This is a genomic window from Paraburkholderia sp. GAS33, from assembly GCF_050436645.1.
Classification (GTDB): Bacteria; Pseudomonadota; Gammaproteobacteria; order Burkholderiales; family Burkholderiaceae; genus Paraburkholderia; species Paraburkholderia phenazinium_B.
The window spans coordinates 340,333-361,685 of record NZ_JBNDMP010000006.1 but is presented as its reverse complement, the minus strand read 5'-3'; the positions used below and the strand labels follow the sequence as shown (position 1 = coordinate 361,685).

Annotated in this window: 22 protein-coding genes; 9 read left to right on the top strand and 13 right to left on the bottom strand. The window is 60.2% G+C overall.

Annotation, left to right across the window (positions count from 1 at the left end; all coding sequences use genetic code 11):
- Positions 1-53: 53 nt before the first annotated feature.
- Positions 54-1,172: a helix-turn-helix transcriptional regulator gene (locus tag P3T24_RS21085; RefSeq protein ID WP_429437437.1), complete on the bottom strand. Its 1,119-nt coding sequence runs from the start codon at positions 1,170-1,172 to the stop codon at positions 54-56.
- A 227-nt stretch (positions 1,173-1,399) separates the two neighbouring features.
- On the opposite strand from P3T24_RS21085, the gene P3T24_RS21080 reads away from it, so the two are divergent.
- Positions 1,400-2,107 (top strand): hypothetical protein, encoded by a 708-nt coding sequence (locus P3T24_RS21080; protein WP_429408907.1) that lies wholly within the window; start codon positions 1,400-1,402, stop codon positions 2,105-2,107.
- 38 nt (positions 2,108-2,145) lie between these two features.
- Here the strand turns inward: P3T24_RS21080 and P3T24_RS21075 are convergent, their stop codons facing one another.
- Complete coding sequence (locus P3T24_RS21075; RefSeq protein ID WP_429437434.1) at positions 2,146-3,222, bottom strand: LacI family DNA-binding transcriptional regulator; 1,077 nt, start codon at positions 3,220-3,222, stop codon at positions 2,146-2,148.
- Positions 3,223-3,347: 125 nt separating this feature from the next.
- On the opposite strand from P3T24_RS21075, the gene P3T24_RS21070 reads away from it, so the two are divergent.
- Together P3T24_RS21070 and P3T24_RS21065 are read left to right on the top strand one after the other, a co-directional pair.
- Entirely contained in the window at positions 3,348-4,541 is a 1,194-nt protein-coding gene (locus P3T24_RS21070; RefSeq protein WP_429437431.1) for a phytanoyl-CoA dioxygenase family protein, read from the top strand.
- Positions 4,542-4,763: 222 nt separating this feature from the next.
- Entirely contained in the window at positions 4,764-5,066 is a 303-nt protein-coding gene (locus P3T24_RS21065) for a DUF4148 domain-containing protein (protein WP_429437428.1), read from the top strand.
- 141 nt (positions 5,067-5,207) lie between these two features.
- On the opposite strand, the gene P3T24_RS21060 is transcribed toward P3T24_RS21065, so the two are convergent.
- From P3T24_RS21060 to P3T24_RS21050, 3 genes are read right to left on the bottom strand one after another with little or no spacing between them, the layout of a single operon-like run.
- The gene (locus P3T24_RS21060; RefSeq protein WP_074267864.1) at positions 5,208-6,413 is read right to left on the bottom strand and encodes a porin; all 1,206 of its coding nucleotides are present in this window, start codon (positions 6,411-6,413) and stop codon (positions 5,208-5,210) included.
- A gap of 42 nt (positions 6,414-6,455) precedes the next feature.
- Positions 6,456-7,949: a sodium:solute symporter family protein gene (locus P3T24_RS21055; RefSeq protein ID WP_429437425.1), complete on the bottom strand. Its 1,494-nt coding sequence runs from the start codon at positions 7,947-7,949 to the stop codon at positions 6,456-6,458.
- Positions 7,946-8,224 (bottom strand): DUF3311 domain-containing protein, encoded by a 279-nt coding sequence (locus tag P3T24_RS21050; RefSeq protein WP_429408912.1) that lies wholly within the window; start codon positions 8,222-8,224, stop codon positions 7,946-7,948. Before P3T24_RS21050 ends, P3T24_RS21055 begins: the two co-directional genes overlap by 4 nt.
- 258 nt (positions 8,225-8,482) lie before the next feature.
- On the opposite strand from P3T24_RS21050, the gene P3T24_RS21045 reads away from it, so the two are divergent.
- The 4 genes from P3T24_RS21045 (at position 8,483) to P3T24_RS21030 (ending at position 11,736) form a co-directional block, all read left to right on the top strand.
- Positions 8,483-9,019, top strand: a complete 537-nt coding sequence (locus tag P3T24_RS21045) for a cupin domain-containing protein (protein ID WP_074267861.1) — start codon at positions 8,483-8,485, stop codon at positions 9,017-9,019.
- Positions 9,020-9,022: 3 nt separating this feature from the next.
- Positions 9,023-9,400: a TIGR04076 family protein gene (locus P3T24_RS21040; RefSeq protein WP_429287877.1), complete on the top strand. Its 378-nt coding sequence runs from the start codon at positions 9,023-9,025 to the stop codon at positions 9,398-9,400.
- On the top strand, positions 9,397-10,452 hold the full coding sequence (locus tag P3T24_RS21035) for an aldo/keto reductase (protein WP_429437422.1): 1,056 nt from the start codon (positions 9,397-9,399) through the stop codon (positions 10,450-10,452). The genes P3T24_RS21040 and P3T24_RS21035 overlap by 4 nt, the downstream gene beginning before the upstream one ends.
- A gap of 165 nt (positions 10,453-10,617) precedes the next feature.
- Positions 10,618-11,736 (top strand): FUSC family protein, encoded by a 1,119-nt coding sequence (locus tag P3T24_RS21030; RefSeq protein ID WP_429287879.1) that lies wholly within the window; start codon positions 10,618-10,620, stop codon positions 11,734-11,736.
- 77 nt (positions 11,737-11,813) lie between these two features.
- Here the strand turns inward: P3T24_RS21030 and P3T24_RS21025 are convergent, their stop codons facing one another.
- From P3T24_RS21025 to P3T24_RS20990, 8 genes are all read right to left on the bottom strand, one after another.
- Complete coding sequence (locus P3T24_RS21025) at positions 11,814-12,323, bottom strand: cytochrome P460 family protein (protein ID WP_074267858.1); 510 nt, start codon at positions 12,321-12,323, stop codon at positions 11,814-11,816.
- Positions 12,324-12,432: 109 nt separating this feature from the next.
- Entirely contained in the window at positions 12,433-12,750 is a 318-nt protein-coding gene (locus tag P3T24_RS21020; protein ID WP_074267857.1) for a DUF4148 domain-containing protein, read from the bottom strand.
- Between the two features lie 281 nt (positions 12,751-13,031).
- Entirely contained in the window at positions 13,032-14,732 is a 1,701-nt protein-coding gene (locus P3T24_RS21015; RefSeq protein ID WP_429437582.1) for a PQQ-dependent sugar dehydrogenase, read from the bottom strand.
- Between the two features lie 268 nt (positions 14,733-15,000).
- Positions 15,001-15,543, bottom strand: a complete 543-nt coding sequence (locus P3T24_RS21010) for a glycoside hydrolase family 19 protein (RefSeq protein WP_429437419.1) — start codon at positions 15,541-15,543, stop codon at positions 15,001-15,003.
- A gap of 38 nt (positions 15,544-15,581) precedes the next feature.
- Positions 15,582-16,385: a DUF4239 domain-containing protein gene (locus P3T24_RS21005; protein WP_074267853.1), complete on the bottom strand. Its 804-nt coding sequence runs from the start codon at positions 16,383-16,385 to the stop codon at positions 15,582-15,584.
- A 4-nt stretch (positions 16,386-16,389) separates the two neighbouring features.
- The gene (locus tag P3T24_RS21000; RefSeq protein WP_429437416.1) at positions 16,390-17,487 is read right to left on the bottom strand and encodes a hypothetical protein; all 1,098 of its coding nucleotides are present in this window, start codon (positions 17,485-17,487) and stop codon (positions 16,390-16,392) included.
- A 97-nt stretch (positions 17,488-17,584) separates the two neighbouring features.
- Positions 17,585-19,222: a S8 family peptidase gene (locus P3T24_RS20995; RefSeq protein WP_074267851.1), complete on the bottom strand. Its 1,638-nt coding sequence runs from the start codon at positions 19,220-19,222 to the stop codon at positions 17,585-17,587.
- Positions 19,223-19,412: 190 nt separating this feature from the next.
- A complete protein-coding gene (locus P3T24_RS20990; RefSeq protein ID WP_429437413.1) occupies positions 19,413-20,138 on the bottom strand; it encodes a hypothetical protein in 726 nt (241 codons plus the stop codon).
- 620 nt (positions 20,139-20,758) lie between these two features.
- Here P3T24_RS20990 and P3T24_RS20985 point away from each other — a divergent pair.
- Both P3T24_RS20985 and P3T24_RS20980 read left to right on the top strand, forming a co-directional pair.
- Positions 20,759-20,965: a response regulator transcription factor gene (locus P3T24_RS20985; RefSeq protein WP_074267849.1), complete on the top strand. Its 207-nt coding sequence runs from the start codon at positions 20,759-20,761 to the stop codon at positions 20,963-20,965.
- The gene (locus tag P3T24_RS20980) at positions 20,965-21,192 is read left to right on the top strand and encodes a response regulator transcription factor (RefSeq protein WP_083611656.1); all 228 of its coding nucleotides are present in this window, start codon (positions 20,965-20,967) and stop codon (positions 21,190-21,192) included. The genes P3T24_RS20985 and P3T24_RS20980 overlap by 1 nt, the downstream gene beginning before the upstream one ends.
- Positions 21,193-21,353: the final 161 nt, after the last annotated feature.

Genomic DNA, 21,353 nt, shown 5'->3' with positions numbered 1-21,353 from the left:
TTGGGGATACGAGTGGGAATCAGCTTGTTCGAACGGTGGGTATGGCAGGATGCCTAATCGGCCTGCGGGAGATCGATGCCCGCGAACAGTGTGGCGATTTCCGACATGCGACGCGTGCCGGTCTTAGCCATGATCGATTTGATCTGGCTTCGCACGGTGCTGACTTTCACGCCACTGCGCGAAGCGCATTCGGCGGGGGTCAATCCTTCCGCCATTGCGGCGGCTACGGCAATCTCGGCGTGCGAGAGCGAATAAGGACGGGTACTCGCACCGCACCAGTTCGCGCGCCGAAAAGGGCAACGCAGCAGGACCATCGCCATCGGATCCGCCGAGGCCACACTGGCCGCCAGCGAAGGATTGAGCGGCACGATATGAAGCTCGACCGAAGGACGCCCGTTCGAATCGACCGTATAGATCGGCACCGAATCGATTGTCGGCGTGGGCCGACAGATTTGTTTCACGCGTTGAACCAGTTGACGCGCAAGATGCGGATCGGACAACGTCAAACGTCCAGACCTCACGAGCACATCTTGCGCGCGATCGAGCAGCGCGCTGGCAACGCGATTGCTATAGCGAATCGTCGCGTACTCGTCGACGATGATGACAGCGCGCGGCAGCACGTCGAGTGCCGCGCAAGACATCGATGCACCGACGAGGCTTCGCGCGGCCAGCTCACGCACCCGAAACACGTGCGGAAGATGATCGAGCACGCGCTGAAGCTCAGCCACGGTATGCTCTTCGTAAGGGCGATGGCCGACCGGGCGATGCACCGCCAGGATCAAACGCCGGTTGCCGTCGAACAGCGTGCCGCCGCACGAATAGCGCAGTCCCTCGGGAATATAGAAACCCTGGTAGTACTCGCTTTTCTGCACCATGCTCTCGGATACATGGCGATGCATCGCATGCATGCGTCCGGCGGGCTCACGCAACAACACGTGGCGCGCGAGATCGAGATTGTGATAGTGGCCTGCATAATCGCGGGCCCAGTTCGCACCGTATCCGCTGAACCGGTATTCGACGAAACTGCCGGTCAGCGCGTCATGCACGAAGCAGTTTGCCGCGCGCGCATCGGCGAGACGCTTCAATGCCTCCAGGGCCGTGTCCCATTGATCGGGCGCGACTGCAGCCGCATAGAGTGCGGCAATCGCTTCATCAGCCGAATATGCGCTCACTTTTCTGCCTCTTATAATGATCGGTGTGCCACGATTTAACCGATACTGAGCTGCAGCTCGTACGCCCGTCGAACGCGTTTTTAAAACATTCGTTTCGGTTGAAGCATGGGAAGCGGGTCTTGCGACAGTTTAATTTCTCCCGTCTTTGCGTAGCTGTCCATTCCTCGTTTGAGGTGTTGCAGGATTTATTTTTTTGTTGTTGGCAAGTCTATCAAGGAGACGAATTCATGATCGAGGTTGCCCAGACGCTGCGCCAGTCAATCGGGTTCGATGCGCTCCTGATCGGAACCGGTACCTCCAACGAAGACGGCTCCGTCAGCATTAGTCAAACTCAACTGGTTAATCTCCCACCTGAATTCGTCGAAGAATATCCCAATGTGTCATCGGCCGATGTCGTTGCACAGGTATTCGCGGCGCTTCCGCACACGGTCCAGGTAGTTTCGATCCGCGACTATCGCGAACTCAAGGCGGACCACCCGATCGCCGACTATCTTGAGAAATACGATATCGAGCACCTCATGCTGACGGGCATCCATAGCTCGTATGGCCTTGCGTGGATCACCATTTACCGGTTCAGACGTGGCGCGTTTGCGGAGCCCTTCAATAGCGACGACGCCGAAGCCGCGAAATACAGTGTACCGGGTGTGCTCTATCAATGGCAATGCCGGACACAACCGAAAAGAGAAGTATCGAGCGACATATCGGCCACGCTTGCTCCGCTTGAGCGCGATGAACTGCAGATTGTGCTGTTGAAGCTTCAGGGCATGCTGAACAAAACCATCCAGGACAAGCTGCACGTCAAGGAAGACCGGGTCAAAGACGTGCTCAAAAAGGCGCGCCTGTGGTTGGGTGTATCCGGCCGAAAGCTCACACCCCAGGACCTGGAGAAGACGGCGCAGGCAAAGGACAGACAACGCGAAAGTGGCTCGTCCTGAAGTCGCGGCTCTGCTGGTGTTCCGCGCACATAGACCCGTCATCTCCAGTGGTCATTAGCGGATTCCAGCGGCGCACTGCCGAAACGGCGACTAATGTACTGGGGGATGTTTGCCGGAGTCACCACGACCACGGACGATGAATCGCCAATAGCCGACGCCGGCAGCAGCTTGTGGAAATGCATGATCTGGTGGCACGCGTTGCGCAGATCCAGACGCAGGTCATGATGCAAAACCGCGCTAATGCTTCCATCGCGCAACAGTCGAATATTGTCCCTGTCGAGATCATGCGCAATGAAGCACTGTGGCGCTTTTCCCATGCCATGCAGGGCGCGGAGTATCGCGACATTGCCACCGCCCATCGAGTACACCGCTGCGATGGCCTTTTTTCTGCCGACGGCTTTTCGCACGCGCTCCTCGGTCAGGGCGTCGAGCCCATGGCCGCCACTGGCGTCTACCAGGGCCAGTTTCGGATAGCGCGCGCGCAGTTCATCGCGAAAGCTGTCTTTACGATCTTCCTCGCCCCGGAAGCTGTCGTCGCTCATCGCCACAAGGACGTTTCCGTGTGACTGCGCAAGCCACTGACCGATCAGAAAGGCGGCGGTCGCACCCGCCATCCGGTTATCCAGACCCGCGTATGCAATCCGAGCCGATCGCGGTATATCGGTGAAAATCGTCACGACCGGAATGCCGCGTTGACGCAGTGCGGCAATTGCGTCCGTCACCTCAGGGACGTCACGCGCCTTGAGCAGCACACCATGTGTGCCTCTGCGGCCCATCGCCTCCAGTGCGTCCACCACCTGCGCGGTCGTCATGGTGTCCTGCATCGTGAAGCGTGGCCTGAATACGGCTGGGCGTAGAGTGGGAAGCTCCGATTCGAATGCTTCGCGTATTTCGTCGCAGAACCGGCTCGGCGCTTCCACCAGGACGTCGACGACAAGCTTTCTCCCGGTGACTGCCAATTGAAACTGCTGCCGCTCCAGTTCCTTGATCGCGTGTTGAACCCGCTGACGGCTGCGCTCGTGCACGTTTGGGCGGCCATTCAGCACGCGGTCGACGGTGGCGAGGCCAACGCCAGCCTGCAGCGCAATTTCCTTCATCAGAAAGCGACGGGCCATGGATTCCACTTGAGGTGTTTTTGATGTGTTTATGGTACCGCAGACCCGTGCAACGGCAGTATCGTTAGGGAAACCAATTAGCAACCCTCACATGAGAGTGCACTTTCATGGGATCGGAGACAGACATGGACACGCAGCGCTCACGCCCGGATGCCGGGCGCAGGAAACCGTACCGCGAACAGGATTGTTCGCTTCGCGACTTTCTTACCGTATTGCACGACGGTCGCGAAGCCGTTCGAGCCAAATACGCAGACGAAACGCGCGAGAACGTGCCGTTCTACGATTGCAACCGGTTAAGCGGGATGCTTGAGGATGCGACACGGCGCACGGAGCTGCAACTCGAGTGGGCGGACGTTCTGGAACATGGCGCAGGCGTGCTTGTATTGAAGCGCGCGTTTCCCGACACGACGCCGATCGACGATGCAACGGCGGTCTTCGATGCGATCATCCGGGACGAGCGGGAAGCAGGCAGCGCGGCAGCCGATCATTTTGCCAAGGCAGGAGCCAACGACAGAATATGGAACGCTCAGCAAAAGCTTTGCATGCGCGCCCCGTCCGCGTTTGCCCGTTACTACGCTAACCCCGTGCTGGTTGCCGCGGCGCAAGCATGGCTGGGCCCCTGCTTTCAGGTGACGTCGCAGGTGAACGTCGTGCGTCCCGGCGGCGACGCGCAACAGGCGCATCGCGACTACCACTTGGGGTTCCAGACCGTAGCGGAGGCCGAACGCTATCCGGCACACGTTCATACGATGTCGCCCTTCCTGACACTGCAAGGTGCGGTCGCACACAGCGATATGCCGGTGGAAAGCGGACCCACCAAGCTGCTGCCGTTCTCGCAGCGCTACGCGCCAGGCTATCTTGCGTGGCGGCGTCCGGACTTTCGTGAGTACTTCGAGGCGAACTACGTCCAGTTGCCTCTCGAGAAAGGCGATGTGACTTTCTTTAGTCCTGCGCTTTTTCACGCAGCGGGGGCGAACCGCACGGCAAGCGTTCAACGTATGGCGAATCTTTTGCAGATTTCCTCGGCTTATGGGCGTGCAATGGAATCGCTGGATCGCACGAGAATGTGTGAGGTGCTGTATCCCGTTCTGCTCGATCAAGTCATGACCCACAGGTTGAGCGCAGCTGAAGCCGAGGCGGTCATTGCGTCGAGTGCTGAGGGGTATCCGTTTCCTACCAATCTGGATAGTGATCCACCGATAGGCGGTCTCGCGCCGGAGAGCCAGCAAATGTTGTTCGCGCGGGCACTAAGGGAGTCATGGAAGGTTGATGCGTTCGTTGCGGCGCTACGTCGGCAAGCGGGGCAACGGGAGGCGTGAAGCGGGTGCCTCAGCTGCTGCGTTGTGGCCACAAACTCAGCTCCTCGCGATCCCAAGACTGTTGTAAAGGCAAGAAAACAGTTTTGCGCTCGGCGGAGTGGTAGTGCGTGCTGACTGGTGGTCTACTAATTACACGCTATAGAAATAGAAACCCCTACGAAGCATGCCGGCTTGCGCTATCCGCGCAAATGCTGGGATACATAAAAGTGGAGACGCTTCATCATGATCCATCCTTTCAGATTAGCAATTCCGATTACGCTAATGGCCGCCAGCGCATGTGCCATGGCGGGCACCCAGCTTACGCCGGAACAATGCAGCAGCTATCCTTTCAGACCGGCGCATGGACAGGTGACCAGGGCCGATCTGTCGCGTGAACTGGCTGAGCTCGAGTCAGTAGGGTATTGGCCTGGGACAGGCAACTACTCCCCGGGCATTCCTGTGATGCGAGCTCGCCTGAATGAGAAATACGCCCGGGACTGCGGGTCGCAGCACACTTCGACTGACGTTCAAACGCCGGGTGGCTGAGCGGGCTCAGGCAGGTGAACGGCGGGAAATATGTCGCAGTACGGAATGATCGTCTGGACACGACTGACGAGACAACCGGAGCTGAAATCCACCAGGGAGTGAATGCTTGATACCCCCTGATGGGTTTGCTGCTTGCATAGCTTAAAACGCGTGGTACATCCCCACCGACATCAGCAGTTGCCTGGAGGTGCTGGAGTCATAACCGGCGCCAGGAATTTCAGCAATTGCTGTACGCCCTACTACTGCACCATCGGCATCGAACACAGGAGCTATGCCATCGCCGCCTGCCTTCTGAACAATCGCAATGGCATAGAGGCTGGTGCGCTTCGAAAGCGCGTACGTCACACCCAGGTTCACCTGCTGGAAGTCCGGCTTCAGGTTCTGGTAGTCGGCCTTCCCCGCGTTGTAGATGTAGGCCGCGCCTAACAGCAATGCAGGCGTGACTCTGTAGGTCGCGCTGGCTTCGTAGGCATCCATCTTGAAGTCGTTGCCGCCTCCCGCACCCGCAAATCCGTTGATGACGAAGTACTGGCTGTTTTCCAGGTCGGTGTGCGAGTAGTTCAATGCCAGCGTTGCCTGGCCGATCGAGTACGAACCGCCAATCGTGAGCACCTTCATCGAACTGGCGTCCTGCAATCCGACGTAATCGTTCAATGAGCCCACATAGTTGCCATTGGATGCGTACACGCCGCCGGTACCGCCCGCGTTCGTCGCAGGATTCTGAATGTCCAGATAGCCCGCGGCAACCGCGAACGGTCCGCGGTTATACGCGGCGGCCAACGACCAGACGCGATTCGTCGAGAAATTACCTGCTACGCCGCCCAGGCTGAACATTCCTTCCACATGCAAGCCACCCCATGTCGGGCTCACGTACTTAACGGCGTTGTTGAAGCGGATCGACTGGTTCAGGTTGTCGAGATCGCCGAAGTGCGACCCGTAGCCGGTGGCGAAATTATTGCTGGACGGAAAGTAGCCGACCGTCAACGACGGCGGATCGTACTGACGCCCGAGCGTCACCGTGCCCCATTGATCGTTGGCGAGCCCCACGAAAGCCTGCCGCCCGAATTCCGTGCCGCCCTGTCCGAGTTTGCCGTTCTGGATGTTAAAGCCGTTCTCGAGCGTGAAGATCGCAGATGTGCCGCCGCCCAGGTCTTCCTTGCCCTTCAGCCCCCAGAGGTTGCAACTCGGTGGACCGCAGGTGTCCGCCTCGACGACGTGCCCCTTGCCGGTATTGTTGACGAACGTCAGGCCCGAATCGACCAGCCCGTACAGCGTCACGCTGCTCTGGGCCGAGGCCAGCGCCGGTAGCGCCATCAGCACGGCAAGACAGATACTGCTCTTTTTCATCAGGATCTCCAGGTAAAGGGGCTGTCGTTCGAAGAGGCTTATTCAGACGGTCGATTGCTCGCTCGCAGCACGCTCAAGCGCAACGCCGAGCGACACCGCATGCCGCCCAGGCAACGGCGTGGCCAGACTGACGAGCACAACCGTCGCTGCATTGATCGCCATCGCGATCAGACCAGGTTCGCATTGGGGGGCGACGGCATCCCAGTAGTGCGCCGCAAACGGTGCAAGCAGCGCAATGAAGCCGGCCACGAGACCCGCAAGTACACCTGTCGCAGTGGTCCTCTTCCAAATGAAACCAAGGAAGACACCGGGCGCAAGCATCCCGATTGCCGAATACGCGTCGAGCAAAATCTTGACGAGCGAGCCTTTCTGGCTGATCGACAACCACACGGCGATCGCAGCAAATACCGTGAGCGCACCGCGGGAAATCACCAGGAACGTGGCGTCCTTAAGACCCGGCAGGATCGGCGCGACCACGTTGCGGCTGAAGATCGATCCCGCGGTTAGCAGAAGCAGCGCGCCAGGCGCGAGTGCCAGCAGGAATCCGGTGCCGGCCACAAGGCCCACGATGGGCGCGGAATAGCGCTGCGAGATGAACTGCAGCAAGGCCGCGTTAAGGTTATTGCCAGGCGGATGCGTGCCGGCCAGCAACGCGGCGAAGCCAAGCAGAATAATGAAGAAGTAGGCGAGCGAATAAAGCGGTTGCCAGATCGCGTTGCGGCGGATGGCGGTAGCGCTTTGCGCTGTGTACGACATCTGGAACAGGTGAGGAAAGACCCAGTTGCCGAGCGCGATGTTGATCGACGATGTCATCAACCAGATCGCCGTAGTGGGTGACGTAGGATCCAGACCGGGGAATCTGCCAATACCTGGATGCTGAACCTCAGCCATCCGAAAGATATCCAGCATCGATGCGGCACCGACCTTACCCGCTACCGTCGCGCTCAACAGCACGACCACCACGATCATCAACACGTCCTTGACGCCGGCCGCGAATGCTGCGGAGCGTATCCCCGCGACGAACACGAACGTGATCATCAACAGCCCGGCAATCAGCGTGGCCGTCTGGGTGGAGATCAGGTCATCCAGCGTCAACTGGACGATCAGTCCCAGGCTGACCAACTGGATTTGCACATAGACGATCAGCGAAGCGATGCCGATCACGCCCGTCAGGACGCCGAGCCAGGTAGCGTCGTAGCGGGCAGCGAAGAAGTCGGCCTGGGTAACGAGTTGCCGGGTGCGTCCGGCGCGCCAGATCCTCGGCATCAGCCAGTAGCCAATGGCATAGCTCATCGACACCGAACAGAAGGCAAGATACGCAGGCGCGCCTAGCGCCCATGCATAGCCGGAGATGCCGAGCACAGCAAATGTCGTGTACACCTCCCCTGCGTTCATGAACCAGAAGATGATCGCGCCCAGACTGCGGCCGCCCGCCGCCCAGTCTGACAACGTATGCCCTTTCCGGGTGCGACGGCCATAGCCCACCGCACCGGTGAGCGTGGCAAGCAGAATCACCACAACGATGGCGAGCTTCATCGTGGCTCTCCCGCTGAACCCGACGTCGCCGCAATGAACGCCGCTTCCTCAAGTTCGACGCCATGGGCACGATCGAGCCGGAACACAATCGCGATCAGCACGCTCGTTAGCACGATTCCCGACAGTTGCCACAGCATGGGAAAGGGCAACCCGAATGGCGCCCACATCACCCCGTTGACGACAGGCGCAAGCCCTGCCTGCCATACGAAAGGAACCGCCAATAACCATCGATACGTATGACGGGGCGAGCCGCCCGTCCCGGGACCTTGTGCCATGACCGATGCTCCACGTAAAGTTACACTGCACTACCGCAGGCAAAGTGTGCATCCACAGTGCACAACATTTCAAGTGAGTCAAAAACAATTTCTCGTCCAAACGGATCAGGTAAACCCCTGGTTAAATGCAAATTTCTAGGGAATTCAGATTTTTTGTGAGGGCGGCCGCAAACGGCGTCGAGGAAATTGACGATCCAATTTTGTGCACCTATACTCCACACTAATGTACGACTCAGTTGCACGACGTGAGGCCTCAAATTGATTGGTGAACGGCTCAAGGAATTGCGGACCGCGCGCGGCATGTCGCTGCGTCAGCTGGCGAGTCTCGCGGATGTCTCACCCACCCTGCTCAGCCAGATCGAGCGGTCGGTGACTGATCCAAGCCTCGAAACGATGCGACGTCTGGCCGGGGTATTTGGAGAATCGGTCGCCTCGCTGTTCGCTCAAACAGTTGCCCCCGCTGTGTGGATCAGCCGCCCGGGTAACCGCTCGAGGCTGATTGCCCCCAAGGGTCGGGTCGGCTACGAGCGCCTGACTGCCGGCAACGGACAGCTCGAAGTGCTGCGCGCCGTGCTGCAACCAGGCGAAATCTCCGCGGATGAGCCGCGCGGCCATCCGTCCTCGGAATGCGTCTACGTCATCGCGGGCGAGCTCATCGCGCAGATCGACGGCATCGAGTACCAGGTGGCGGCCGGCGAAAGCATTTCGTTCGACTCACGGCTGCCGCACCGGTATCGCAACGGATCCACCACTCCCACCGAAATCATTCTCTCGGTCACACCACCGAACCCTTGAGCCATGACCTCTCACACTCCTGACGAGCGCGCAGGTCTGCCCTCGTTCGAACTCTACGATCTGCGTGTCGAAGTCGTTGCCCCTGAAGGGGCAAAACTCTATTGCGGCGCGCGCATCGGCGACTACTTTGAACTGCATGGGGAAATGCTGCACCTGCCGCCGGGGCAAGCATTTTCCATTTATTCGCTTGCGGCACTACTGCCGCTGCTGCCGGCCAAGCAACGCGCCACCGACCCGCATGACTGGATGTCGACCGATGCCGAAGTAGCCTGTCCCGATCCCAATTGCCCGTCGCGCTTTCGCATTTCGCGGCTCGGCAAACGCACGTTCCGTCACGTGGATACGACAGCGGTCAAACTGATTGATAAGGACTCTGAATGACACAGATGCAGCGCATCGAGCTGGCGCCAGGCTACTCGATCTCACGTATTCTCAAAGGGGGTTGGCAACTCGCCGGTGACCATGGCAGCGTGGACCGCGCCGCCGCGATTGCCGACATGGGCGCCTATTACGACGCAGGCATTACCGCATTCGACTGTGCAGACATCTACACCGGTGTCGAAGAAATGATTGGCGAGTTCCGCGACGACTACCGGCAACGGCGTGGCGCCGACAGCCTCGACCAGTTGAAGATCCATACGAAGTTCGTACCCGATCTGTCTCTGCTGCAGACGATCGACCGCAGGCTCGTCGAGCAAACTATCGACCGGTCTCTATCGCGCTTGCGCGTCGAACGGCTCGATCTGGTCCAGTTTCACTGGTGGGACTATTCCGTGGCGCGTTACCTCGAAGTCGCGCACTGGCTGCGTGAACTGCAGCAAGCCGGCAAGATCGACCGGCTAAGCGGGACGAACTTCGATACCCCACGCACCATGGAGCTGGTGGAGTCGGGCATCGAACTGACGAGCATGCAGGTGCAGTACTCCCTGCTGGACCGGCGTCCGGCGCGCCAGCTGGGCGCTTACGCTCGCGAGCATGGCATTCACCTGTTCTGCTATGGCACGGTGGCGGGCGGCTTCCTTTCCGGACGGTGGCTCGGTGCTACGGAACCGGGACAAGACATCGCAAACCGCTCGCTCATCAAATACAAACTGATCATTGACGATTTTGGCGGCTGGGATATTTTCCAGGCGCTGCTGCAAGCGCTGGACCGTATCGCGGCTAAACACAACGTCTCGATTGCGACCATCGCGACGCGCTGGGTACTCGATCAGGAGCAGGTGGCGGGCGCGATCGTGGGCGTGCGCCGCGGCGATCATCTGCCGGAGCATCTGAAGGTCATGTCGGTCACGCTGGATGCCGAGGACCGTTCAGCAATCGAGCAGGTGCTCGCCCAGAGTGCGACGATCGAGGGAGACGTATATAGCGTCGAACGCGACATTCATGGACGGCACGGCAACATCATGAAGTATGAGTTGAACAGCGCTTCGTGACAGTGGACGGACCGATCGTTAATACGCGTTGTTAGCCTTTATATTTATCGGTTGACCTGAGTCGCCTGGATTATCCTAGTCATATCCCGCGTCCCGCAGACTTTGCGCCGAGCCTCAAACAGATCAGCGGGCTGATGTTCCCCGGAGGAGACGACGGATAACCCTATGAATGACAACCCGCAACGCTCCCCTGATCAAGGCGCACAACGCCGGCAGGCCACGCTGCGTCCGGTAGCGGCAATCGGTGGCTGGCTAGACCGGATCGATCCCGGCACGCACCGCCGCATCAAAGGCTTGCGGCTCGTGACGGCGTACGGCATCGCGGCGGCACTCGGGACGTTGCAGGATATCGCCCATAGTGTGCCGAGCAGCGTCTCGCTGGGTTACCTTGCCGGGAGCTTCGCTCTGTGGGCTAGCGTGTCCGAGGGCAAAGCGACGCGGGCCGAATCGAGCCGCGACCTCGTCCTGTTGAGTTTTGCCGCCGCGCTGGGCGCAGTCCTGTTCGTGGTGTTATCCAGGCCATTGCAACTCGCGGGTCGGGCGGGACCGGAACTGGTTCTCGTGACTGGCGCGTTTCTGGTCGGATATCTGAAACGATTCGGTGTACTGGGGGCGGGCATCGGTTCGCAAATCTACATTGGAGAATTGCTCGCGTACGGCACCCATCTGACGATCGCCGATCTGTGGGCGGTTGGAATTGCGGCGCTGATTGCCGCCCTGGCGTCGGTCGTGCCGCGCATGCTCAGTGGACCCGCGGAGCGGCCGGTCACGCCTGCGGTGCTCGCAGCCGGGCCGCAACCGTTGCCCGGGAGATGCTCGCCGGAATTCCTCATGGGATTGCAGGCGGCCATCGCCGCGTTGACCATCTGCCTGCTGAACGGCCTGATTAGCCTCGAGGAGTCCGCCTGGGCGATCACCGCGTCCACGTACGTCGTCGCGGGTTCGGCAAGCGGCACGATACAGCGGGTGCGGCGACGGATCATCGGCACACTGATTGGCGTTCCGATAGGCCTCGCCTGTCTGCCGGTCGCAGAGCACGCGCCGTTGCTGATCTGGGCCGCAGCCGCCATCGCGATGATCATCTATGCGATGGCCTTGCCGGAACGCTACGACGTCGCCTGCGGTGCGTTCGCTTTCACGTTGATCGTCACGCTCGCGGCAAGTGGGGTGCACTCGATCCCCTTGCTCGCCGCTCGCGCCTGGGAGACGCTCCTTGGTGGAGCACTCGGCCTCGCTGCCGCGATATTCATCTTTCCACTTCGGTCTTCGAATCCCGAGCGGTGACCAGCACTCGGACCGCATCCCGGCTCGAAAACGCGCGTTAGTCGTGCTCATACGCGGCAGGCATTGTCATCGCAGCGTTACGGCGCAAAACGCGTGAAGACGTAATCGCGGTCCTTCACGCGAGCTGCGTGACAGGCAAAACACGTCTGGTGTTGCGCTGCGTCGACCGGTTGCCCGTTGATGAAGCGACCGAAACCCCATCCACCCGTCGACGCATATCGGCGTGAATCCTTGACCATCACCTGAACCGTCGTAGGTGTACCGGGGATCGTTGCCGATCCAATGTCAGGAGACTGCTTTCGCTTGTACGCGAGCTTCACGAGGATGGTTCCGTCGGGATAAGGCAGCGTCGAACTCTCGATGGCCTTGATAGCGGCGGGGTTACCAAGTACCAGACGCAATTCGTCGAGCGGTGCCGCTTCTTCGGCCGGGGCAATCGCTTGCCACTGGCGGTAACCGTCGGGAATCGTGACACCATAAATCGGTGACGGGGCCGATTTCGCGGGCTCCGCCACGGCGTCGTGCGCCACTGCGGCTAGTAGCAACACCGCACCAAGGGCGAGACCTGCAGTCGGGATTCTTCGCATTTTCCTGGTTCTCGTTGGCCCGGCTAGAAATGGGCTATATCGATGACGGCGTCGGTAAGTGCCTTCTGTGCTTCCTCAGGCAATTGACGTCCGATGCCGCCGTCCAGGCTCACGGCTTGGTATAGAGCGAACCGAGGCCGATCACATCCGCGGTAACGGCGTGTGAACCCGAAGCCGACGTGCCGGCCGCCGACGAACCATATGACGATGCCGCAACGCCGTTTTGCGCGCTCAGGCGTGCCTCGGCTGCCTGAATGTTCTGCGGGTATTGCGTTTGATCGGTGGCCGGGTTGTAGCCGACCTTTTGCAGTTCGACGAGTTGCGCACGCACTTCGGCGCGGGTGAGCGGCTGATTCGACGATTGGGCGAACGACAGCGCAGGCAGAGCGACAACAGCAGCGACCAGAAGAGATTGGATGACTTTCATGATTTGCACCTGGAGATTGGGTTGTTCGCGCAGACACCCGTCGGGGGCGTCTGCTTTGCGAAGCCAGAACGTCTGGCGTGGAAGTATTAGAAGCCCCGGACGTATCTGGCTTGTGTCCGCGAGAGGCGCCAGTGCAAGGTTTTGTATTTATCGTGGGCGCAGATACATTGCGATACAAAGGCGATGACTTATGACGCACTCGCTTGCGACGCGGCGAGTCACATCATCGGCCCGCGCCGATCTCCAGGTGTCAAAGCAGACGAGGCGCTTTCAGCTCCGCATCACGGCGCGCCCGCATACGAGACGCGCCATACGGTGCCGTTGCCGTCTTCGGTCACGAGTAGCGCGCCATCGTGCGCAACCGCCACACCGACAGGTCTGCCCCACACGCTGCGGTTGTTCACCACGAATCCGGTGAGAAAGTCCTCGTACGCACCGGTTGGAACGCCGTGCTCGAGACGCACCCGCATCACCTTATAGCCGGTGCGCGAACTGCGATTCCATGAACCGTGAGAGGCCACGAAAACATCGCCGCGATACTCGGCGGGGAACGCTGCCGCGCCCGTTTTCGCCGTATAGAAGCACATCTCCAACGGAGCCGAATGCGACTGCAGCAGGACGTCGGGGGTGATCGTCTTGCCGGCGAGATCGGGGCGCTCACCAGCGTGGCGAGGATCTTCGTGGTTACCCATGTAGTACCACGGCCAACCGTAGAATCCACCCGCCCTCACCCGGGTGACGTAGTCGGGCACGAGATCGTCGCCAAGGCCATCGCGCTCGTTCGTCGCAGTCCACAACTCGCCCGTATCCGGATCCACCGCGATCCCCACGCCGTTGCGAATTCCCGTCGCGAATGTGTGGAGCGGTTCATGACCTTCGGGATCGGTGACGAGAATATCGGCACGATTGGTTTCAGCATCCCACCCTGCGCCCTGCCCGTGTTGCGAGTCCCAACGAGCGATTTCCTCAGGACTCTTCTTGCTCATACCCTCAGCAACGTTCGACCCGGACCCGACCGTGATGAACATGCGCTTGCCATCCAGCGAAAAAGCCACATCGCGCGTGCTATGACCGCCGTGACTCTCCGTCAGACGTGGCACGATCACCTGCGCCGCACCGCTCACCTTGAGATCGCCGCTACGATACGGGAAACGGACAACCGAGTTGTTGTTCGCCACGTAGATCCATTGCGGATGATTCCCCGGTGGATAAAATGCGATCCCGAAGGGCTGGTCCAAGCCATCCGCAAAGATCTGATTGTCGGACGGCGCCTGGGCTCCGTCGGCGGCGCGCAATACCCTGATGCGATTCTCAGCGGTCTCCGCCACAAAAATATCCCCATTGGGTGCGACGCGCACGATGCGGGGATCGGACAGGCCTGTCGCAAACAACTGAACCTTGAACCCCGCTGGCACGGACAACGAGGCATTGGCGGGTTGCGCTACCACTCGCGGACTGTTGCCGGACGAAGTCGTCTTGTAGGGTGCCGGCAAATCCGCCACCGTGAGATGATGCTCGACACCTGGGGCGGCGTGACGCCAGTCGCCTGGGTCGGTTTCAGGCGAAGCGCCTGATCCGGTGTTCGCGGTCGACGAAACCTGGGCCGGCTGCTTCAAGGTGGAGAGGTAAGCGATCACGTTGCTGCGGTCGCTGGAATCGGCGACCGATATAGGCATGGTGGTGCCAGGGACTGCCGCCGCTGGATTGAGCAGGAAGTGCTCCAGGGTCGCTGAATCCCATGTGAGACCTGACCCGCTCAAGGCATTGGTGAAACTGAAGTTTGGGATAGAACCCGCGCGCCGGCCGAAAACGCCTACGAGGCTTGGGCCTTGTCCCATGACGGGTAAGTTGCCAGGCCCAAGGGTGTCGGCGTGGCACATGGCGCAATTTTGCTGAAAGAAGACTTTACCCTGTGAGGCATTACCTGCAGGCGGGACCTGTGCTGCGGCTTCTCCAGCAACACCAAGACCGGCAAAGACCATGCTCACAAGGAGCGCCCGGGGGAGTGGCCGCATGGACAGCACCCCATGCCCGGCTGTATTCGACCTGCGATGCGGCATAGATAACATGACCCACCTTCCGCGGATTGAGTTATCAATACTCTACGGTGGAATCGAGGCGATGTAGACCCTACTGAAGCAATGAATGCCTTTTCTGGCAGAGATGCCATCCCCCCGCCACTCAATTGTCATTCTGCGGGGCGATGTTGTGCCGTGATGTATTGCAGCGACCGACGCTCTACCGCCCCACTTAAACTGCCAAAGCGGCCTTCGCTATTTCCCAGCGCCGGATCCGGTCGTCGAGCCCGTTGGTGCCACCGTTGATCCGCCGCGTAAGCGCCACGAAGTCTCCGCTATCAGCGAGCGCATTGCAGCCGTGCTCCTTCCACCACCATGCGGCGGAACGTGCCGCCCAATCGTCGTGCTCCAGTAATTCCGGCGTGGCCGTCAGATCCACGCCGAGCGCCGCGCCACACGACGCGTAGTTCGCGCGGCCCGTTATCTGGATCAGGCCACGTCCCCTGTAACGATATCCGTCTCCTGCCCGAAGATTTCCCAGACTACGAGCTTTCTCCGAGGGCGGTTCATACAGTTTTTGCGCCGGTGTTGGCCCCCACAGTTCGTGTGTCAACTGGAAGCCAAGCGTTTCGTGTCCGGTTTGCGCGATGAAGGCAACGAGACGAACCCGGCTCGTGATGTCGAATTCGTCGAGCACGGCGCTTACACAGGTATGCCAACGAGTCGCCAGCGCTGCCGGAAGGTCGGCGGCTTTTTGAAATTCTTCGAGTGTCATTTCACTATCCCCACGCCAGGATCAGGCGTCGCATCCAGTTAGTGGATCGGAGCGGCTGGCCACGTGCCGCGCGCTATTAACGCGTCGATGGTCTGCCGGAAAGGGGCCGAACTCACGCTGACGTCGCCGGCAAATGGGCGATCGACTGCCAGCACGAAGAAAAACGCGAGTCCAAGCGTGACAGCCCATGCCGATGTGAGTGCGACGTGGAAGCGCGTCGCAGGCAGCGCATACAGCAACAGGAAGGACAACAGACTAACCACGATCATCACGGCCCACAGCGTGACAGGCATCGCCACATCGAGTGTGGCGATGCGTTGCTCGCGATACTTCACCATCTCGTTGGCGCGTGCCAGCACTTCAGCGAGCAAGGTGGTCTGCCGCGGACCGGTGGGTTGGATAAGGTTGGCCGAGTCGAACATCGCATCGAAGCGGGCCTCCGCCTCCGGGTCGAATCTCGCCTGTTGCTGCATCAGCGGCCATTCATTTTCTACGACGCGTTCCAGATAGCCGCGCAGCGCCCGTCCGGTCGCATCCGCGTTTGGACTGCTAAACGCTGCCAGATCACGCGCGAGTTCGCCGGCACAGGCGGCTTCGGCCGCCACCGTGCGATTCGCGTCGTTGTACGCATCCCATACGCTGATTGCTGCGAATGCCACCAGCAGCGAGTTGATCGTCGTGATGACGGAGACCATCGAGATGGTCATCGCCCGCTGTTCCGCATCGAGCTCAATTGGCGCGCAGCGCCGGAATATGACGTACCCCAGCAGCGCAGCCGCAAGTGTGGCGCCTACGACGAGCGCGGCCATGCAGAAGGTGGGCAGGTTGTAGAGAAGCAGCATGGTCCTACTCCTGCCCGGTGGATGCGGCACCATCGACCGCGGTGCTGGCGGAGGGCGCCGATTCGGGCGATAGCATCGCCCGTGTGAAATCGCCGAGTCGTTGCCTGATTTCCACGGGCGTGGTGCTCGCATCAAGTGCCTGCTGAAGCTCCAGCAAGCGCGCAGCGAGATCGCTTTGCGACTGAATCCGTTCGGTGGCGGCGTGGGCGCGCTGCGCATCGAGCGTCGCGCTCACCTGGGTGGATCCGTCGCCGCGTACGAGCGTCTCCACGGTGTCGACGAGACGTTGCAAAAGCCGGTGCACTGCAGTCGCGGAGAAACCACCGAGCATCGCGAGCGACGGTTTTCCGAAGCTGTTCATCGGGCCCGATCTGAACAGATCCGCGGGCAGCATCTCCACCAGGATTAGCCCTGCAATCACGCCAAGGATCAGGCGCGCACCGTAGGAGGCGTCGAATTTCGGATCGTAGGTCGAGTTCGCCACGTAGCGGTGGGCGTGAAAGAGCGTCGCGAACGATGCACCCAGCCCCGCGCAAAAGAGCAGAAACAGCGTATTCCACAGCAGTGTCGAGCCCGATGACGCGAGGAAGCCGCGTTGCATGTTCGCAGACGACACTTCCGCCGGCAGTCCGGTACCGACCACCGCCAGCAGAAACAACACCGATGCCACGGTCAGCACGCGGATCAATGGAACAGGGCCCAACCATGCGAAGCGCTGGCCGCGGCGCCGTTCCGTGTCCAGCAACGTGATGCCCTGAGGCGTCGCGGGCGCTACGGCGTGAGCCAGTTTGCGATGCATTGCCGCAAGCTCGCGGGCACGGGCGCCAGGGGTCTCCGGCGAGCGGCGTGGGGCCGCGGCCATGGTGGCATCCACATCTGCTCCATCGGTCGAATCGATGAGCGCGGAAAGCTGCGCAATCAGTTCTGCCGGCACGGCAAGGCCGTGCTGCAATGCGTGGCGTGCCATTGCTTCGCACTCCAGCTGAAGCTGGCCCACCAGCGATTTGGCGCGCTCCCCGGTCACGGCCGGCGCCAAGGTGGCACTCGACCGCCCGCTTAACGCGCGGGGTAAAGGCGTCGGCCCCAGTTCCAACGTACGCATATGCCCTCTCCTTTTATCTTGTGTGCCTGCCGTCCGGGAGGGAGAACCGTGTCATGACGCCTCTCCCTCCCGGCTGCAAAAATGCGGTTCCCTCGAACTACATGCCGCGAGTGAACAGACGGGTCAGGTTCTGCAACCGGGGTAATCCGGCGCCAAAACGGTTCTCAGGATCTCTCGCCAGGATCGGCGAGCTGATCATGCGGATCAGCCGGAACAGGCACGCCACCCGGTTCAGTCCGCGCGGCCCCAGATACTGCGAAAGCTGCGGATCGGCTAGCAGCATTGCGGCGAGCCCGGCGATATGCGGCGCCGCCATCGACGTGCCCGAATCGGGCATGAAGGTCGCGCCGGGGACTGTCGATACGATGCCGACTCCAGGTCCGCATACGGCCACTTGCGGGCCGAAACACGAGAACGTCGGCGCAAACAGCCCTTCGCGCGTGAGCGCCTGTTTGAGGATCTGCGTCTGCTCCCACACCGTAGGGGGCAATTCGCTTTGCAGTCCCAGGGCAGATACGGCAAGCACATAAGGCGAGGCCGCCGGGTATTGCACCGGGCCGCCGGAGTTGCCCGCAGCGACGATGCAGGCGACGCCACTCTGGGCCGCCTCGATCAGCTTGTGTTCGACGACCTCGGAGGTCTGCGGTGCGCCGAGGCTGAGATTCACGACATCGATGTCATGGTCGATGCAGTAGTCCAGTGCCTTGAGCAGGGTGCTGAACTGGCCGCCCGGGAAAATCTTCAGGGCGTGAATCTCGGCGTCGGGTACAAAGCCACGCATCGATAGCCGTTGTTTGTCTGCCTCCGCACTGGCCTTCGCGCCGATCACACCCGCGCAATGCGAACCGTGACCGATCGTGTCGCGCTTCCACGTCTGGACGTCGTCGCTATTGGTGAAATCCACGCCTTCGCGGATGTGGCTGAGCAACGGATGGCTGGCATCCGCGCCGGAGTCGACGATCGCCACGCGAACGCCAAGTCCACGCGGCTCGCGGCCGTTGTCTTCGAGTCCCATCAACCGTTGTCCCCATCCGAGGGACGCAGCCGGCGGCACCTGGGGATTCGGCTGTGATAACGGTACGACCTGGACCACGTTGACCTGCTCCGACGACAAGGTCGGCGTCAGCATGTATTTGTTCCAGTAGCGGTTCAACGGCCGCACAAACAGCGAGCGCGCCGGTCCCGGCTGCGACTGGACAAGTGCCAACGCGACTTCTCCGCTCGCGTCGGTCGTGCCGCTCGCCGGATTTCCGTCACCCGTCAGCGCAATGGCCACGCCTGCAACGGGCTGCCCCTCTTCCCCGATCACGCGGATCACCACCTGGCGCGTCAAGGGACCGTCGAAGGCGGATTGCGGATGCAGCAACTCAGTGCTTTCGCTCTCCGGCTTTCTCCCGTATCCCAGCGGGTGATCTTCCTCGACGATCATGTGCGGCGGCGCAACGTTCTGCAGCGCCTGCGCGTGATTCGCGTCGAGTTTGACCACGTAGGTGTGCGTAGCTTCGTCGGCGCGGACCGAATTCTGGTGCGAATTCTTATGACCGGTGACCACATGCACGATCTCCACGCCTGGCAGATTCGTCACCGCACTGTGCAATTCCGTGGCCGACATCGGCTGGACTGACGCTTGCTGCGCAAGCACGCCACGGCGCGATCCAATCAGGTATTGACGTTTGTTGTTTTCCACCGTGACTGGCTCTGCGCTGGGCGCACCAGAGTGTTTGTCCTGTTCCATGGGTGTCTCTCCATTCAGGCGCCGCGCCGAAGGCGACACCTCAGAATAATTTGCATGACTAAGTTAATAGAGGAATGATCCCGGTAATCGAATCGCCCTTTGAAAACAAGAGCCGCTACCGGCCTCTTGTCCCGTCTCTAACCGAACCCGGTGGCCTTTAACGGCGCGCACCGGATCCGGGACGCCGCGATCAGTGGTAAATGACCATCGGTTGCGCCGAGAACGGCAACAGACTGCCGATATGTCCCGCGACCGTGCCGATCTGCTGACCGGCGTTCGGATGACCGACGAGGCCACCCACCACCTGACCGACCGTCGGCGCAAGCGTACCGATCAGACTGCCGAGAATCCCTTGCGGAGCGAGCGTCACCTGCGGTTGGGCAGAGAACGGCAACAGACTGGCCACATTCCCCGCGACCGAGCCGATCTGCTGACCCGCATTGGGGTGACCGACGAGTCCACCCACCAGATGGCCAACCGTCGGTGCAAGCGTGCCGATCAGACTTCCAAGAATGCCTTGCGGCGCCAGCACGATTTGCGGTTGCGCTGAGAAAGGCGAATACCGCGCAGCCTCACTGACGATGTTGCCGAGATGCTGACCCGCGTTCGGATAGCCCACTGCAGCGCCGATCGTCGAGAAAACGGGAGGCGCCACGGTATGAACGACCGCGCCGATCGGGCCCGGATGTGCAGGCGGCTGCGGAAACGGAATGTGGCGTACGGCGCCAGCAAGCGCATGCCCCGCCACGAGTCCCGTGGTGGGATAGCCGAAGTGAGTGCCGACAGCGTGCAGGGCGTCAGGCGCTGCCGCCGCCAACGCGTCGGGCAGTCCGCTTTGCGGATGCAGAAGCCATTGCGGATGCACTGAAAGCGGCAGCACATTTCCATAAGCGTGAAACGCAGGTTGATAGCTCATTTCATATCCTTGGTTATCCATATTCCCAATGCGCGGCGGAGCCGATGCATGTCTCCTTCAGCGCTCTCATACCGGGCCTTTTTAAATCGGCCCGCGTCTCGAGGATCGAATTCGCGAAGCCTTGCGTGCACCGGTCAGGCCATTCTGCGATGGCACTTCTGACACAACCATTCGGCAAATGCGGTATGGGATGGATAAGGCAGAAAACGGAGTGTCTGGCGAATTCACTGTCTTTTTTACTTAAATTTCATTTTCATTACTTTAATTTTTCGTTTTGTAATTTTGCAAAACTGCATGGAATTGAACCGTCAAAAAAGGCAATGGACGTTCACGTATTCGTCATATCATATGAATATAGATCTATACGCAGAGCGCCAGCCTCCGGCGCCTGTACTGGGATTCCCCGTTCGCCTACGTCCGACCGTCAACGAACGGCTGCAGCCTCGAATGGCAAAGCAATCGAATTTACACGCTGTGATCTGAAAAGCCTTACCCGGCATATCCAGTTTCCGCTTGTGGGTCCGATAAAACGCGTTGTTACGGGGGCATTCCCGACGCGGTAAACATGCGGCTGCCACTCCTGCACCGGAACTGAAATTCCGGGTCGCCAGGAGACCTCCATGGGACTTACCCTTCGGGAAAAGGACGTGCTCGCGCTTATTGCACAGGGATTCACTGATCGGCAGATTGCTATGCAATTAGCATTCGCCGTTTCTACCGCACGCAAACATCGCGAAAATCTGCTTCTGAAATTTTCAGTAACCAAATCTGTTCATCTGGTCGCGCAATATTTATCAGATCAACCTGATTTGCTTAAAAAAACTTAATAATCCCTATTCCCTCCCCCTGCTCACCGCGTGAACGGGACGTTTTGCAGCAACTGGCCAGGGGCTTAAGCGACAAAGAGGTCGCAAGGTCTCTCGACATTAGCGATCAAACCGCCCGCAAACACCGCACCAATCTGCTCCGGAAGACCGGTACGCACAACGTCTGCGCGCTTGTCTTCAAGGCAGCCACATCGCACTGGATCGATCTTGCGGGACCGCTGGAATGAAATCCCGAACCGCGACATCAGCGCTCTCAAACATGAACGACTACCGCATTTGCCGTATGGCGCCGGTTAGGTTCAGTTGCGCAGAATGATTCACAACCGGTTGGGCCTTCGCAGTCGGGAGGTCCGCTCCGGTCAATCGACGTTTCGAGCGCGGCAACCAC

Bases quoted from the DNA above. Each gene is read 5' to 3' on its own strand.
- P3T24_RS21080 (WP_429408907.1), top strand. From the start codon at position 1,400: ATGATCGAGGTTGCCCAGACGCTGCGCCAGTCAATCGGGTTCGATGCG.
- P3T24_RS21075 (WP_429437434.1), bottom strand. From the start codon at position 3,222: ATGGCCCGTCGCTTTCTGATGAAGGAAATTGCGCTGCAGGCTGGCGTT.
- P3T24_RS21070 (WP_429437431.1), top strand. From the start codon at position 3,348: ATGGACACGCAGCGCTCACGCCCGGATGCCGGGCGCAGGAAACCGTAC.
- P3T24_RS21065 (WP_429437428.1), top strand. From the start codon at position 4,764: ATGATCCATCCTTTCAGATTAGCAATTCCGATTACGCTAATGGCCGCC.
- P3T24_RS21060 (WP_074267864.1), bottom strand. From the start codon at position 6,413: ATGAAAAAGAGCAGTATCTGTCTTGCCGTGCTGATGGCGCTACCGGCG.
- P3T24_RS21055 (WP_429437425.1), bottom strand. From the start codon at position 7,949: ATGAAGCTCGCCATCGTTGTGGTGATTCTGCTTGCCACGCTCACCGGT.
- P3T24_RS21050 (WP_429408912.1), bottom strand. From the start codon at position 8,224: ATGGCACAAGGTCCCGGGACGGGCGGCTCGCCCCGTCATACGTATCGA.
- P3T24_RS21040 (WP_429287877.1), top strand. From the start codon at position 9,023: ATGACCTCTCACACTCCTGACGAGCGCGCAGGTCTGCCCTCGTTCGAA.
- P3T24_RS21035 (WP_429437422.1), top strand. From the start codon at position 9,397: ATGACACAGATGCAGCGCATCGAGCTGGCGCCAGGCTACTCGATCTCA.
- P3T24_RS21030 (WP_429287879.1), top strand. From the start codon at position 10,618: ATGAATGACAACCCGCAACGCTCCCCTGATCAAGGCGCACAACGCCGG.
- P3T24_RS21025 (WP_074267858.1), bottom strand. From the start codon at position 12,323: ATGCGAAGAATCCCGACTGCAGGTCTCGCCCTTGGTGCGGTGTTGCTA.
- P3T24_RS21020 (WP_074267857.1), bottom strand. From the start codon at position 12,750: ATGAAAGTCATCCAATCTCTTCTGGTCGCTGCTGTTGTCGCTCTGCCT.
- P3T24_RS21015 (WP_429437582.1), bottom strand. From the start codon at position 14,732: ATGGTCTTTGCCGGTCTTGGTGTTGCTGGAGAAGCCGCAGCACAGGTC.
- P3T24_RS21010 (WP_429437419.1), bottom strand. From the start codon at position 15,543: ATGACACTCGAAGAATTTCAAAAAGCCGCCGACCTTCCGGCAGCGCTG.
- P3T24_RS21005 (WP_074267853.1), bottom strand. From the start codon at position 16,385: ATGCTGCTTCTCTACAACCTGCCCACCTTCTGCATGGCCGCGCTCGTC.
- P3T24_RS21000 (WP_429437416.1), bottom strand. From the start codon at position 17,487: ATGCGTACGTTGGAACTGGGGCCGACGCCTTTACCCCGCGCGTTAAGC.
- P3T24_RS20995 (WP_074267851.1), bottom strand. From the start codon at position 19,222: ATGGAACAGGACAAACACTCTGGTGCGCCCAGCGCAGAGCCAGTCACG.
- P3T24_RS20990 (WP_429437413.1), bottom strand. From the start codon at position 20,138: ATGAGCTATCAACCTGCGTTTCACGCTTATGGAAATGTGCTGCCGCTT.
- P3T24_RS20985 (WP_074267849.1), top strand. From the start codon at position 20,759: ATGGGACTTACCCTTCGGGAAAAGGACGTGCTCGCGCTTATTGCACAG.